Source organism: Ornithinibacillus bavariensis (assembly GCF_018333235.1).
Taxonomy (GTDB): Bacteria; Bacillota; Bacilli; order Bacillales; family Amphibacillaceae; genus Ornithinibacillus; species Ornithinibacillus bavariensis.
Map to the genome: position 1 here is coordinate 630,781 of NZ_BORP01000001.1, position 13,407 is coordinate 644,187.

The following is a 13,407-nucleotide window of genomic DNA, read 5'->3' on the forward strand; positions in this document are numbered from 1 at the left end:
TGAATCCAGGGGCGTGATAGGATGGATATACAAAGTATGATGGAGGAATGAATATGGGCTGGAATACACGAATCACGGAATTGTTTAATATTCAATATCCAATAATCCAAGGAGGATTAGCACATCTGGCTTATGCGGATCTAGCTGCCGCTGTTTCTAATGCAGGAGGCTTAGGACAGATAACTGCAATGAGCTTGGAAAATCCAGATAGCCTACGAAGTGAAATAAACCGTGTTAGAGAATTAACGAAAAACCCGTTTGGTGTAAACTTTGCAATAGGACAGCATAATCGTCCATTTGAAGATATGATAGAAGTAGTAATTGAGGAAAAAGTTCCAGTTATTTCTGTGACAGGTGGAAATCCTAAAGGTGTATTCGATATGATTAGAGATCACCCCATTAAAACGATGGTCTTAGTTGCCGCTAAACGTCAGGCAATGAAAGCAGAGGAGCTAGGTGCTGATGCAGTAATCGTTGTTGGACATGAGGGGGGAGGCCATTTAGGACGAGCCGATACAGGGACAGTAGTTCTAACGCCACAAGTAGTAGATAATGTGTCTATCCCAGTTATTGCATCCGGTGGAATCACCGATGGTAGAGGATTAATGGCAGCTCTTGCTCTAGGTGCAGAGGGAGTAGAGATGGGAACAAGATTTATTGCTACAAAGGAGTGTGTCCATGCACACCCTATATACAAAGATGCAATTGTAAATGCGGACGATAATGAGACAGTTGTAATTAAACGCTCACTAGGTGCTCCAGCACGTGCACTTAAAAATAGCTGGACAGAGAAAATTTTAGAGCTTGAGAAACAAGATGGAGGATATGACGTTTTACGGGATTATATAAGTGGAGCTGCCAATAAAAACTATATTCATGATGGTAACCCTGAAAACGGATTTGGATGGGCTGGTCAAGGAATTGTCAGTATCCATGATATTCCGACAGTACAGGAATTAATAGATGGAATGATAAAAGAAGCAGAAGAGATTAAAAATAAATGGAAAGATGGAGGTGCTCTAGATTGAGTTACAATTACCCTTTTGACACGAGTTGGTCAAAGGATGAAATAATTATTGTCGTACAGTTTTTTACTTTAGTTGAAAGAGCCTATGAATCCGGGATTGAGAGGGATATTTTATTAGCAGGTTATCGGAAATTTAAAGAAGTCGTTCCATCGAAGAGTGAAGAGAAGAGACTATTTACTGAATTCGAAAGGGAATCAGGCTATTCCGGATATCAAGTTATGAAGAAAGTAAAGGAAGAGGACAGACATAAGATAAGAATGTAATTTTAGAATAGAAAGGGTCTATAGCCAATGGATTGGTTTAAGACCCTATGTTAACCATTATCTATCTTACTTGTAGTGCTTTTTGATAAAATGGTATCAATAGTTCATAAGTTTCTTTAACCAGTTTAACTAAAGCTTCACCATCCGAGACAATAGGATTGTTTGGTAATAGTCTCCTACCGATAAGGAATTCCGCTTTTTTTACATCACGGAAACGGTCTAAATGTTTCTTTTCTAATTCGCCAAGAGAAATCGCATCTTTTTTCATATGATCAAAGGAGATGACAAAGTCAGCTGGTAACTTTTTAATTTGGGTATAGCTTTTTAAGAATTCTTTGGCGATTGCTTGTTTGAAATCTAATTCATAAATACAAGCCAACCAAATAAATAGGTGGTCATCAAATAAACCTACCTGAAAATGTGGGTGCTTTTTATAGCCACGTTTATTATTCGAAATTGCCAACCATGTATCCTTCGGAGGATTAACAGTTCTTCTAGCATGCTTGGCTATATGTAAATATACTTCATTACCAAGTCTTGTAGATAAAAACTCAACTAATTCATAACCTATTTCACGAAACTTTGGCTGAATGTTAGTTTGAATTGCCTCCATTCTTGCATCTAATCCATCTATTTTAAAAGTATCAAAATCGCTTTTAGTAAAACCAGTACTTCCCATTCAAAAACAACCCTTCTTTTTTAAGCTAATTATATTAATTATTATGAACAAATTACTTTAAATAAGTCAAGTATACCGTTTGAAAAACAAAATGTTTTTTGAACGAATCCCGATAAAAATACATATATATAAAGAAAACAAAGAGAATGTTCATAAAAACATGGACAACATAGTATTTTTTCAAAACCAGCTTCTTGAAAGGGTGTGGAATGGTTGAAATATTTATTAGAAGAGGTAAGACGTTTAGAAGAAAAAGAAAGACTACCAGTCCTTCGTATGGAAATTGATTATGAATTATTAACCCTATATGATGCCTTACAAGCCAATGATACCGTTCAAATTATAAAATCAAAAGAAAGATTAAAAACGCTTCGTAAGCAATTGATGGTTTTACAGGATAATTAATAGTTTCTATCTCAAGGTAGGTTTCCAACACTTACTTTGAGCTTTTTTCTGAATTTTTGTGATAAGGCTCTCATGTATACTCGCTTCCAATATTCTGATACTATTGTATAAGAGTAGAGATTAATTGGAGGCTTTAGGATGGATAAGTTAGTTCGGGAAGAAATATTTAACACTGCTAAAAGTTGGATTTTAGAGGCAGGTAATATTATTCGCAATAAAATAAATGAACCAATGGAGATCGGGTCTAAGTCTAACCCAAATGATCTTGTAACTTCAGTAGACAGAAGCACAGAAGAATATTTTGTCAATAAGATAAAAAGTAAATATCCAAAACATTTATTGTTATCAGAAGAGGGATTTGGTGATAATATCCAAACAGTGGACGGAACAATTTGGATTATTGACCCGATAGACGGGACGATGAATTTTGTTCAACAAAAAAGAAATTTTGCTATTTCTATTGGCATATATCATGAGGGTATTGGTGAAATTGGCCTTATTTATAATGTTATGGAAGATATTCTTTACACAGCAACACGTGGTGAAGGTGCTTATAAAAATGGACAAAAATTACCACCTCTAAAATCAGGAGTGGTTTTAGAGGAATCTATCGTTGGATTAACTCATTTATGGTTATGTGAGAATCCTCTAGTAGATGAAAGGGTTATGCAAGAATTAGTTCAGACTGCTCGTGGATCGAGAACCTATGGTTCAGCAGCACTTGAGTTTGCCTATGTAGCTGAAGGAGTTTTAGAGGGCTATTTAACGATGAGTTTATCGCCTTGGGATATTGCCGCAGGAATGATTTTGGTAAATGAAGTCGGAGGGGTATCAACCAATCTTGATGGGAATGTCTTAGATATTTTAAAGAGAGATTCTGTTTTTACAGGACATCCTGAGGTCCATAAGAGAATTTTAGAAGATTTTATAAAAAAAGGAAGAAAGTGACTCGCCTTAGCGAGTCACTTTTCGTTTTTTCAAAGCCAATCCACTGCCCATGATGGAAAAACCAAGTACGATAAATAAAAGAATAAGCAAAATACTACGAAGAGCAATCGCAAAACCAACTCCTATAAACATTAGGACGACTAGCATTGCTAATAGTAGAGCTGGAATGTTTATCTGTTTCATTCGTGTCACCCCTTACTGTATACATATTAAGTATATCGTATCTAATTTGATAGGACAAAATATTAATTTCACACCTCATACTAGCGTGATTATATGAAATTTAGTATAGTTAAACTGGAATACATCTAATGGAGGATTTATTTATATGGTTTATAATTTTGTAATGGAGAACTATGGTGTTGAGAACTTATTCACGATATTATACATAACAAATCTCGTATTAGCTGCAATAGCATATAAATTGGGTTTTGCTAAAAAACTACCAATATTAAAATCAGTTATTGTATATATTTTACTGGCGCTAGGAATTCTGGTGCTTTATTTATTGTTTATTGTGTGGCCAGCTGTTTTAGCGGGTGAGCCTCTTCCACTAACGGAAAGTCTATTCGTAATCTGTGTCGTTCTTGCCATTTATCGAATTCGTTTACATTTACAACGAAAAGCCAAAAATGGGAAGACTGCTTCATAATAAAATTTGAACCGGGGTCTATTTCTGAATTAATTTGGTATAGACCCCATTATTATTTTGTGGCTGTTTTCTAAAAGATTGTTGCATTTTAATGAGTTTTTGAATATGGAATATTCAGATCGAATAGGATTATTATCTACTAAATAATGAAATAGGTCATTTTGCAGGAGGCATTTTCGTGGAAATTAATTGTGCTGAATTATTGATACTATTTATTGTTCTATATTTACTAAATGAAGTCGTTAAACTTAATAGTCGTGTCAAAGGTTTGAAATATACCTTAGACAAAATTTATAAACAAGCTGATGTGCCTAATAACGCATTAGATAACGAATTGAAACAACTATTGAATGAAGGAAAAGATGTAAAAGGAGTAAAAAGAGCTAGAGAAACATTAGGTCTATCCTTGATAGAAGCTAAACAATATGTTGATGCTTTAAAAATGGAAGGCTCATAACTATTACGTAAAAACGAACTCTTGAAGGAGTTCGTTTTTACGTGGATAACGATGAACTTCCTATTCCCATTATATAAACCCAGTCCTAAAACCACAATTCATATTAAAACAGCCTTTTATATTAACTCGTCTTCCTTTTTTTTCTCTTCATATAAACGGAACTTTCCTGTAGCATGACGTTTTAACGTATTATCCTTAACTCTTTCATAGCAATTGTTACATAAATACATATATATTCTACGGTTTCTCAATCGTTTAGCTTGTAAGGAATAATCTTCTATATTTTCCACTGTATCACATAGAGTACACTTTACTTGCATCTTACCACCTCAAATCAAAATATACTTTTACTATATCATATCTAATGAAGATATGTTTATTTTCTGTTAAAGAGAGGTACATTAAGATAAAGGTAGAAAGGGTGATAATATGAAGAAAGGCTATGTTATTTCAGCATTAGGAGCAGGTATTGCGGGATTTATACTAGGGGCGAGGCAGTTTAAAAGCCAGTCTAATTCAATTGATATGGAAATGGATGAGGATTTAACTCTACTTCATGCAGGTAAGCCTGATCAAGTAGATGATTTAGAACTTGAACAACTAGAAAATGCGAAAATGGTATCTGAAGGTTCTCAATTTGGTGTTCAATATTATAATGAGTTAAAGGCTAATGAATAAAAGAAAATGAGGTTGTCTCATCTTAAGACAACCTCATTCCTGTTTAATAAAGAATTCTTTTAAGAAAAACAGGAAATATTTAGCCATAAGGTCTACTGAAACATCACTTTTAATCCTTACGCTTATCATGGTTATTCTTTGATTGTTCATCAATAATGTCATCCATTTTTTTTTCCTCATTATTGTCATCAATTATCTTCTTGTTCTGATTAGGCTCAGCAGGTTGATCTTCTGGCATTGGAAAATCAGGCATATATCGACCAACGATTGCGGCAACTTCATCAACAACACCTTGAATTGGGTAGCCTTGCCTTATCTTATCATTCATATTACGAATTCGTTGTGTGATATCCGCGTCTGCTACTACGACAGCAGTTCTACCATAGCGATCGTGCTGTAATGCCTCTATAACAGAGTACTTAATCGTACCAACTCTAGAACGGTCTAAGTCTTTATCCACATCAATTCCAACAACTGCATAAGGACCGACTACAATTGCTACTGCATCGTTTACTTGAGGTACCTCATCGGCAACACTTGCTAAGTGATTGGCAATTTCCTGATTAGAATAGTTTTGATCTTGGACAGGTGAAGAATTTTTGACATTTACAATTCTATTGTTAGGATCCTGTTTTTCGGATGGTAAGGCGCGGTCTGCATTATTTTGCTGACAGCCGAATAGTAACAGTAAACTAAGGACTAAGATAGCTTTTTTAACTAACATTAATTTCTCCTCCTAGTAGAATAAATATAAGGGGAATAACTTTACTGTTAGTTTAAGTAGACGAGAACAAATTATACTAATAAAAGAAAAGCAGCCATCATGTAGCTGCTTTTCAATTTAATTAAACTGGATTTTTTTTATCCCTTTTATTGGATTATCTTTATTGGTACCATCTTTATATAGTAGATGGACAGGGCCATCTTCCTTTAGTGGCTTTCCATTTAATGCGAAAAGTAAATAGCTATTATAGAGCTGATCAATAGAAATAGAAACTTCACCTTCGCTCGTAATAAGTGTGGCATCTTTTGCATCATCGTTAATCTCAGCATGATTTAAAAAATCATGAATTGGCATAACATAGGAGTATTGAAGAATGTCTTCTCGTTCATGCCTAGTTAATGTTTTATTAACAGGAGGCTTCTCAATTGCACGTTCCCATTTTTTTGCAGCTTCTTCTAGAAGATCCTTCTCATTTTTCTCTTGAACCGAAAAGGCTTCCTCCAATATTATTTTACGATCATCAAATATCCATACGGTTGGATCCATGGTAATTTGATACCTTACATTTCCTATTATCGGAACAATCATAAGTATCCACCTTTCAAATATATGTATACTTATTAAGAATAGCAGACATGGATAATAAATAAAACGAAAAAAACCGTTCCTAGTGGTAATTTTATTTGCAGGTTCTTGTAAGTAACATTTGCATTTTATAGTAGTAAACGATAATATAATGGTAGAAGAATTGATCTGATCAAAGAAAAACAAGCTTATACATTTATACTTGTAGGTTTGTTTTGTCCGGAGGGGATAATTTGATGCAAGAGGTAACGATTGACCATCGTGAAAAAGCCTATGCCCTTCTCAAGGCTGATGCTGATAAAATTTTACGGTTAATTGAGGTGCAGATTGATAATTTAACAATGCCACAATGTCCGTTATACGAAGAAGTATTAGATACGCAAATGTTTGGTCTGTCAAGAGAGATTGATTTTGCGGTTCGACTACATTTAATTAGTGAGGATGAAGGAAAAGCACTTCTTGAAAACCTAGAGAGGCAGCTTAATATTCTTCATGAAGCATCACAAAAATCTGTGTAAGACTGCACTAATTTCGTGTGGTAGGATTTTGTCATAAAACTTTGCCTGCATATGAAATGGCAAGGTTTTTTTGTTTAAAAACAATAGAATTAGAAAAAAACTGCTATATACTGATTCAATAGTAAAATGGGTTAGTTTATTAATGGGAGAGGGACAAATTGCTACGCAAACTTAAGAATTTTGACTTTACACTTATTATTATTCCACTTTTTTTAACTGGATTCGGAATAGTTATGATTTATAGTGCTAGTATGGTTTTGGCCATTGTGGAGGGGTATGAAAGCAATTATTATTTAATCCGACAATTACAATGGTTTGTCCTGGGCATAGCTGGATTTGTATTTTGTAGTTTTTTCCCTTACAGAAATTATCAGAAGCTAATTAAGTTAATTATCTTAGGTGTTATCGTATTGTTAATAGCTGTTAGATTGTTTGGGGATGTAAGTGGTAATGCGAAATCATGGTTAAGCATAGGGCCGATTAGAATACAGCCGTCAGAATTTGCAAAGCTCGGAATTATTATGTATTTAGCCTCTGTCTATTCTAAAAAACAGGCCTATATCAATAATTTTAGTAGGGGAGTACTTCCTCCATTAATTTTAACCGCATTTATTCTTGGTTTAATCGTATTACAGCCAGATATTGGTACAGCCTCTATTATCTTTTTAATAGCTTGCTCTGTTATTTTTAGTTCAGGAATACGCTTTAAGCATCTATTCTTATTGATAGCATTAGGATTATTATTGGTAGCTGTTGCGATTCCGCATATGATAACGGATGAGAGGATTTCACGATTTACAGGTGCTTACCAGCCATTTGAAGATCCTGATGATGATGGTTACCATTTAATTCAATCCTACTTAGCGATAGGTGTCGGAGGTTTAACCGGAGAAGGTCTTGGACAAAGTGTTCAGAAACTAGGGTATTTATTTGGCCCTCATACGGACTTTATTATGGCAGTGATCGCAGAAGAACTTGGTTTTATTGGTGTTTTTGTTGTCATTGGTTCATTAGCAACCATTGTTTTAAGAGGAATATTTATCTCAAGAAAATGTGATGATAGCTTCGGGGCTCTACTTGCAATTGGTATTTCTTCAATGATTGGTATTCAGGCGTTTATTAATTTAGGATCTGCAAGTGGAGTATTACCAATAACTGGTGTTACATTACCTTTTGTCAGTTATGGTGGTTCATCCTTATTAATACTGCTTGTATCTATGGGGATTTTAAATAATATTGCTAGATCAGTTAAGAAAAAAGAACAGGAACCTGTTCCTGTAAATGAAGAACCAATTCCAGAAAATAGATTTCAATATAGAGGAGGAACAAAATGGTCGAGTTAAATAAGATCAAAAAGGTTTTAGTTGCAAATCGCGGGGAAATTGCAATACGTGTTTTTAGAGCCTGCACGGAATTAAATATTCGTACAGTAGCGATATATTCCAAGGAGGATTTAGGATCCTATCACCGTTATAAGGCAGATGAGTCCTATTTAATCGGGGAAGGAAAAAAACCAATTGATGCTTATTTAGATGTTGAAGGAATTATAGCAATTGCCAAACGGGTAGGAGTAGATGCCATTCATCCAGGCTATGGCTTCCTATCAGAAAATATAGAGTTTGCAAAAAGGTGTCAGGAAGAAGGAATTATCTTTATCGGACCAACAAGTGAACATTTACATATGTTTGGTGATAAGGTAAGAGCAAGAGAGCAGGCTTTAAAAGCTGGTTTACCAGTAATTCCTGGTAGTGATGGTCCTGTCAGTTCCTTGGAAGAGGTCCAAGAGTTTGGAGAAAAACACGGCTATCCAATTATTATTAAGGCGGCACTTGGCGGTGGTGGAAGAGGCATGCGTATCGTCCGTAATGCACATAGCTTACGAGACGGATATGAAAGGGCTAAATCGGAGGCAAAAGCTGCTTTTGGTAGTGACGAAGTATATGTGGAGAAGCTGATAGAGCATCCAAAACATATTGAAGTACAAATAATCGGAGACCAGTTTGGAAATATCGTTCATCTATATGAACGTGACTGCTCGATTCAGCGCAGGCATCAAAAAGTCGTAGAAGTAGCACCAAGTCTTTCACTAAATAACGAATTACGGGACGCAATTTGTCAATCGGCAGTAACGTTAATGAAGAATGTCAATTATTTAAATGCCGGAACAGTAGAGTTTCTTGTTAAAGATAATCAATTCTACTTCATCGAAGTTAATCCGAGAGTCCAAGTAGAGCATACAATTACAGAGCTTATTACTGGAGTAGATATTGTTCAAACCCAAATAAAAATAGCCGAAGGGCAAAATATACATGATTCTTCTATTGGTATTCCGCAACAAGCTGAAATAAGAACATTAGGATATGCAATTCAGTCCCGTGTTACGACAGAAGATCCATTAAATAACTTTATGCCAGATACTGGAAGAATAATGGCATATCGCTCCGGTGGTGGCTTTGGGGTACGTCTTGATGCGGGAAATGGATTTCAAGGTGCGGAAATTTCACCGCACTATGATTCCTTGCTCGTAAAAGTTTCTACATGGGCACTTACCTTTGAACAAGCTGTTCAAAAAATGGTCCGAAATTTAAAGGAATTTCGTATTCGCGGAATTAAGACGAATATACCATTCCTCGAAAATGTTATGATGCACGAACAATTTATGACAGGTGAGTATAATACGACATTTATTGATGAAACACCTGAACTCTTCGTTTTTCCGAAGCGTAAGGACCGAGGAACAAAAATGCTTACGTTTATTGGAGAGACAACTGTTAATGGATTTGAAGGAATGTCTAAAAAGAGTAAGCCTGTATTTGATACTCCTCCTATACCGGCTATTGCAAACGTACCGGTACAACCTGGCACAAAACAAATATTAGATGAACAAGGTCCAGATGCATTGGCAAGCTGGTTAAAGGAGCAAAATAAAGTATTATTAACTGACACAACTTTTCGCGATGCTCACCAATCTTTACTAGCTACACGTATTCGGACTAAGGACCTAGTAAAAATAGCAGAGCCAACATCCCGTTTATTGCCTGAACTTTTCTCTATTGAAATGTGGGGGGGTGCCACCTTTGATGTCGCATATCGATTTTTAAAGGAAGACCCATGGGCAAGACTTCGTAAGCTAAGAGAAAATGTACCGAACGTATTATTTCAAATGCTACTACGCGCAAGTAACGCTGTTGGATATACGAATTATCCGGATAACTTGATTGAAGAATTTGTAGAAAAGAGTGCAACAGAAGGAATTGATGTTTTCCGTATATTCGATAGTTTGAATTGGGTTGAGGGAATGAGGCCTGCTATACAGGCAGTTCGGAATCAGAATAAAATTGCTGAGGCAGCTATTTGTTATACTGGTGATATTCTCGATCCGAATCGAACTAAATATGATTTGTCTTACTATAAGACTATTGCAAAAGAGCTAGAACAATCTGGAGCGCATATATTAGGCATTAAGGATATGGCCGGCTTATTAAAGCCAGAGGCAGCCTATCAATTAATATCTGAATTAAAGGAGACAGTCGATATACCAATACATTTGCATACCCATGATACAAGTGGAAATGGAATCTATACGTATGCGCGGGCTATTGATGCTGGAGTTGATGTTGTAGACGTAGCTTGTGGCTCAATGGCCGGCTTAACCTCACAACCAAGTGCACAAACGCTTTACCATGCTTTAGTAGGGAATGAACGTCAACCAAAGGTAGACATTCACTCTTATGAAAAACTATCCTCGTATTGGGAAGGAGTTCGGGATTACTATCAGGAATTTGAAAGTGGGATGAAGGCACCACACAGTGAAATCTATGAGCATGAAATGCCAGGTGGTCAATATAGTAATCTCAAGCAGCAGGCTAAGGCGGTTGGTTTAGGAGAGCGTTGGAATGAAGTAAAAGCGATGTTTCGGAGAGTCAATGACATGTTTGGTGATGTTGTCAAGGTAACCCCTTCTTCTAAGGTGGTTGGAGATATGGCATTATTCATGGTACAAAACGACCTTTCTGAGGACGATATTTATGAAAGAGGGGAGACAATAGACTTTCCAGATTCAGTAATAGAATTTTTCAGTGGTTATATAGGTCAACCATATCAAGGTTTTCCTAGAGAATTACAGCGCATCATATTAAAGGGCAAAAAACCAATAACAGAAAGACCAGGAAAACTACTAGATCCGATTAATTTTGATCATTTGAAGGAAACTTTACAAAAGACACTAGATCAACCAGTTACTAGCTTTGACATGATTTCCTATGCTCTCTATCCAAAGGTGTTTATGGATTACTACCATTTCTATGAGATGTACGGTGACGTATCAGTTCTTGACACACCGACCTTCTTCTATGGAATGAATATAGAGGAAGTAATTGAAGTCGAAATTGAACAGGGAAAAACCTTAATTGTAAAACTTGTATCCATCTCAGAACCACGTGAAGATGGAACCAGGGTTGTTTATTTCGAATTGAATGGACAGGCACGTCAAGTAATTGTCCGTGATAAGAGTGTCAAAACGACCATCACATTAAGACAAAAGGTTGATAAAAATAACGAAAAGCAGATTGGAGCAACGATGCCTGGTACTGTTTTGAAGGTTGCATGTGAACGGGGACAAAGGGTTGAAAAAGGTGATCAGCTAGTTGTTACAGAAGCAATGAAAATGGAAACTACTGTTCAAGCGCCATTTTCTGGTGTGGTGAAAGATATTTTTGTTCGAGATGGCGATGCTATTGAGGTGAATGATTTACTGATTGAGCTAGAATAACAGAAAAGGCGCCCAATAAGGCGCCTTTTTGCTTAGCAATTTACTTAATATTAGAATTAATGATTTCCTCGATGTCTATATTTCTTCTTTCTTTTACAGCACTTCTAGTAGACAGAAGGATAAAGTAACTCAACATACCAAAGAAGCAGGTGATGACTAAAGCATGCATTAAAGCGACGATTAGATTTAATATAGTAAAGATAATCATGGCACCAAAGAAAACCTGCAAAGTAATTAAAGTAAACGTAGTTGTCCATCCCCAGGTCATTACTTTACTATGATGGTATTGTCTAAGAATCCGAATAAATAAGCTAAGTGTCCAAATAAATAATATTCCCGCAGCAAGTCGATGTCCCATTTGTACCCACTGTTCAAAGCTATAGGAGCCAAAATCTAATGGAGACGAATTGGTACAAAATGGCCAATCACCACAAACTAAGTTTGCATTTACGTGCCGAACTAACGCCCCTGTATAAACTACTAACAAAGTATAGCCTGTCAGTGCGTATATTTCTATTCGGTGCTTCTTTTTAATATGTAAGGAATCGGCATCAAATTTCCGATCAATTTCAAAAATTAATAGCATAAGTAAAAAGACAGAAGCAAAGGAAATAAGTGATATACCAAAATGTGCTGCCAATACAAAGTCAGACTGGCCCCATATAACTGCCGCTGCCCCAATTAGCCCCTGTAAAACAAGAAAAATAATGGACAGCAGGGAAAGAAATTTCACTTCTCTAATATGTCCAATATGCTTCCATGATAGGATTACTAATAGAATAAGAAATATCCCTACTCCTCCTGAAACTAATCGGTGGCTTAGCTCAATAATTAATTCCATATCTATCTGACTAGGGATAAGTTCCCCTTTACATAATGGCCAACTATCACCACATCCATCACCAGAGTCTGTTTTTGTGACAAGCGCCCCGCCAATTAAAACAAATATCATTCCGATGGTGGTAAAAACAGAAAGCCATTTCAATGTTTTAATCATTTCTATTTTCCTCACTTTATAACTTGTTGTAACATTCCAACTACCTGTATTCTGATAATATTCCACTCTCCATGATAAGCTTTTTCGTCACTATAAATCAAATAAATATGACAATAAAATGATATTTGACACAGAATTGTTAAACTATCATGGAAATAATCCTTGTTGTATCAGACTTCAATAAAAAAACCTTGCAAAGTTATTCATTGTCTGCTAGAAATAAGGTAGGGGAAATTCTGAGTTTAACGAAAAACAATGATATAAATTTTGTGGAAGATACATAATAGTTAGCAATCATAAAGGCGGCAAAAGCCTTTTATTTATTTTCTTTACAGAATTCACAAAATAGTCAGAAGTTACTCGTTGATGAATCAGATGAACCCAAGTGTAAGTAAAATAAAATATTAAACCATGATACATCTGGCATCATAGATAGCATACTTTCTGGGAATAGTAACAGAGAGGTTATTAATTAAGTATGCTTCTTTCACTATGTCCCTTATTATGGAAGTTAAAAGGGGGGATATGCAAGATGGAGAGAACAGAAATGACTTCCTTAAGAACGGGAATGCTAATGTATCATTGGAAGAAAAAACAGTATGTTATGATGAATGGAACATATTCAACTTGAACGCTGTTTTTTACAATTGAGGTAGGGGGTAAATCTCTACTTGGTATTATTTTGTCCTTACTCCAATTATG

General features: G+C 35.7%; 16 protein-coding genes. 10 read left to right on the forward strand and 6 right to left on the reverse strand.

The genetic code is table 11. From position 1 onward, the window contains the following. Nucleotides 1-53 precede the first annotated feature (53 nt). A complete protein-coding gene (locus KI338_RS03180; protein ID WP_212919510.1) occupies nucleotides 54-1,028 on the forward strand; it encodes an NAD(P)H-dependent flavin oxidoreductase in 975 nt (324 codons plus the stop codon). Next, the gene (locus KI338_RS03185; RefSeq protein WP_212919511.1) at nucleotides 1,025-1,291 is read left to right on the forward strand and encodes a UPF0223 family protein; all 267 of its coding nucleotides are present in this window, start codon (nucleotides 1,025-1,027) and stop codon (nucleotides 1,289-1,291) included. The genes KI338_RS03180 and KI338_RS03185 overlap by 4 nt, the downstream gene beginning before the upstream one ends. Before the next feature lie 61 nt (nucleotides 1,292-1,352). Here KI338_RS03185 and KI338_RS03190 read toward each other — a convergent pair whose 3' ends face one another. Beyond that, nucleotides 1,353-1,970: a YktB family protein gene (locus tag KI338_RS03190; RefSeq protein ID WP_212919512.1), complete on the reverse strand. Its 618-nt coding sequence runs from the start codon at nucleotides 1,968-1,970 to the stop codon at nucleotides 1,353-1,355. 213 nt (nucleotides 1,971-2,183) lie between these two features. Here KI338_RS03190 and KI338_RS03195 point away from each other — a divergent pair, with 213 nt between their 5' ends. Both KI338_RS03195 and KI338_RS03200 read left to right on the forward strand, forming a co-directional pair. Then, nucleotides 2,184-2,375 carry a YkzI domain-containing protein gene (locus tag KI338_RS03195; protein ID WP_212919513.1) on the forward strand — a complete coding sequence of 64 codons (192 nt, stop codon included), beginning with the start codon at nucleotides 2,184-2,186 and terminating at the stop codon, nucleotides 2,373-2,375. A 138-nt stretch (nucleotides 2,376-2,513) separates the two neighbouring features. Beyond that, on the forward strand, nucleotides 2,514-3,323 hold the full coding sequence (locus tag KI338_RS03200; RefSeq protein WP_212919514.1) for an inositol monophosphatase family protein: 810 nt from the start codon (nucleotides 2,514-2,516) through the stop codon (nucleotides 3,321-3,323). 6 nt (nucleotides 3,324-3,329) lie between these two features. Here KI338_RS03200 and KI338_RS03205 read toward each other — a convergent pair whose 3' ends face one another. After that, nucleotides 3,330-3,506 carry a DUF5325 family protein gene (locus KI338_RS03205; protein WP_212919515.1) on the reverse strand — a complete coding sequence of 59 codons (177 nt, stop codon included), beginning with the start codon at nucleotides 3,504-3,506 and terminating at the stop codon, nucleotides 3,330-3,332. Between the two features lie 145 nt (nucleotides 3,507-3,651). Between KI338_RS03205 and KI338_RS03210 the strand changes: the two genes are divergently transcribed. Both KI338_RS03210 and KI338_RS03215 read left to right on the forward strand, forming a co-directional pair. Next, a complete protein-coding gene (locus tag KI338_RS03210; RefSeq protein ID WP_212919516.1) occupies nucleotides 3,652-3,975 on the forward strand; it encodes a YlaH-like family protein in 324 nt (107 codons plus the stop codon). Nucleotides 3,976-4,153: 178 nt separating this feature from the next. Then, nucleotides 4,154-4,432 (forward strand): hypothetical protein, encoded by a 279-nt coding sequence (locus tag KI338_RS03215; protein ID WP_212919517.1) that lies wholly within the window; start codon nucleotides 4,154-4,156, stop codon nucleotides 4,430-4,432. A 116-nt stretch (nucleotides 4,433-4,548) separates the two neighbouring features. On the opposite strand, the gene KI338_RS03220 is transcribed toward KI338_RS03215, so the two are convergent. Further along, on the reverse strand, nucleotides 4,549-4,752 hold the full coding sequence (locus tag KI338_RS03220) for a YlaI family protein (protein WP_212919518.1): 204 nt from the start codon (nucleotides 4,750-4,752) through the stop codon (nucleotides 4,549-4,551). Between the two features lie 109 nt (nucleotides 4,753-4,861). Here KI338_RS03220 and KI338_RS03225 point away from each other — a divergent pair, with 109 nt between their 5' ends. Next, on the forward strand, nucleotides 4,862-5,110 hold the full coding sequence (locus tag KI338_RS03225; RefSeq protein ID WP_212919519.1) for a YbyB family protein: 249 nt from the start codon (nucleotides 4,862-4,864) through the stop codon (nucleotides 5,108-5,110). Nucleotides 5,111-5,219: 109 nt separating this feature from the next. Here the strand turns inward: KI338_RS03225 and KI338_RS03230 are convergent, their stop codons facing one another. Continuing rightward, nucleotides 5,220-5,834, reverse strand: coding sequence for a YhcN/YlaJ family sporulation lipoprotein (locus KI338_RS03230; RefSeq protein WP_212919520.1), 615 nt, complete (start codon nucleotides 5,832-5,834; stop codon nucleotides 5,220-5,222). A gap of 117 nt (nucleotides 5,835-5,951) precedes the next feature. Beyond that, nucleotides 5,952-6,422, reverse strand: coding sequence for a hypothetical protein (locus tag KI338_RS03235; RefSeq protein WP_212919521.1), 471 nt, complete (start codon nucleotides 6,420-6,422; stop codon nucleotides 5,952-5,954). A 233-nt stretch (nucleotides 6,423-6,655) separates the two neighbouring features. On the opposite strand from KI338_RS03235, the gene KI338_RS03240 reads away from it, so the two are divergent. From KI338_RS03240 to pyc, 3 genes are all read left to right on the forward strand, one after another. Then, a complete protein-coding gene (locus tag KI338_RS03240; protein ID WP_212919522.1) occupies nucleotides 6,656-6,937 on the forward strand; it encodes an Fpa/YlaN family protein in 282 nt (93 codons plus the stop codon). Between the two features lie 158 nt (nucleotides 6,938-7,095). Then, nucleotides 7,096-8,280, forward strand: coding sequence for a putative lipid II flippase FtsW (ftsW, locus tag KI338_RS03245; RefSeq protein WP_212919523.1), 1,185 nt, complete (start codon nucleotides 7,096-7,098; stop codon nucleotides 8,278-8,280). After that, on the forward strand, nucleotides 8,268-11,708 hold the full coding sequence (pyc, locus tag KI338_RS03250) for a pyruvate carboxylase (RefSeq protein WP_212919524.1): 3,441 nt from the start codon (nucleotides 8,268-8,270) through the stop codon (nucleotides 11,706-11,708). The genes ftsW and pyc overlap by 13 nt, the downstream gene beginning before the upstream one ends. 40 nt (nucleotides 11,709-11,748) lie before the next feature. Here pyc and KI338_RS03255 read toward each other — a convergent pair whose 3' ends face one another. Next, nucleotides 11,749-12,705 (reverse strand): COX15/CtaA family protein, encoded by a 957-nt coding sequence (locus tag KI338_RS03255; protein ID WP_212919525.1) that lies wholly within the window; start codon nucleotides 12,703-12,705, stop codon nucleotides 11,749-11,751. Between the last annotated feature and the right edge of the window lie 702 nt (nucleotides 12,706-13,407).

Excerpts from the sequence above, each read along its gene's own strand:
- KI338_RS03190 (WP_212919512.1), bottom strand. The coding sequence starts at position 1,970 with ATGGGAAGTACTGGTTTTACTAAAAGCGATTTTGATACTTTTAAAATA.
- KI338_RS03220 (WP_212919518.1), bottom strand. The coding sequence starts at position 4,752 with ATGCAAGTAAAGTGTACTCTATGTGATACAGTGGAAAATATAGAAGAT.
- KI338_RS03225 (WP_212919519.1), top strand. The coding sequence starts at position 4,862 with ATGAAGAAAGGCTATGTTATTTCAGCATTAGGAGCAGGTATTGCGGGA.
- KI338_RS03235 (WP_212919521.1), bottom strand. The coding sequence starts at position 6,422 with ATGATTGTTCCGATAATAGGAAATGTAAGGTATCAAATTACCATGGAT.
- KI338_RS03240 (WP_212919522.1), top strand. The coding sequence starts at position 6,656 with ATGCAAGAGGTAACGATTGACCATCGTGAAAAAGCCTATGCCCTTCTC.
- KI338_RS03210 (WP_212919516.1), top strand. The coding sequence starts at position 3,652 with ATGGTTTATAATTTTGTAATGGAGAACTATGGTGTTGAGAACTTATTC.
- KI338_RS03180 (WP_212919510.1), top strand. The coding sequence starts at position 54 with ATGGGCTGGAATACACGAATCACGGAATTGTTTAATATTCAATATCCA.
- KI338_RS03255 (WP_212919525.1), bottom strand. The coding sequence starts at position 12,705 with ATGATTAAAACATTGAAATGGCTTTCTGTTTTTACCACCATCGGAATG.
- KI338_RS03230 (WP_212919520.1), bottom strand. The coding sequence starts at position 5,834 with ATGTTAGTTAAAAAAGCTATCTTAGTCCTTAGTTTACTGTTACTATTC.
- pyc (WP_212919524.1), top strand. The coding sequence starts at position 8,268 with ATGGTCGAGTTAAATAAGATCAAAAAGGTTTTAGTTGCAAATCGCGGG.
- KI338_RS03205 (WP_212919515.1), bottom strand. The coding sequence starts at position 3,506 with ATGAAACAGATAAACATTCCAGCTCTACTATTAGCAATGCTAGTCGTC.
- KI338_RS03200 (WP_212919514.1), top strand. The coding sequence starts at position 2,514 with ATGGATAAGTTAGTTCGGGAAGAAATATTTAACACTGCTAAAAGTTGG.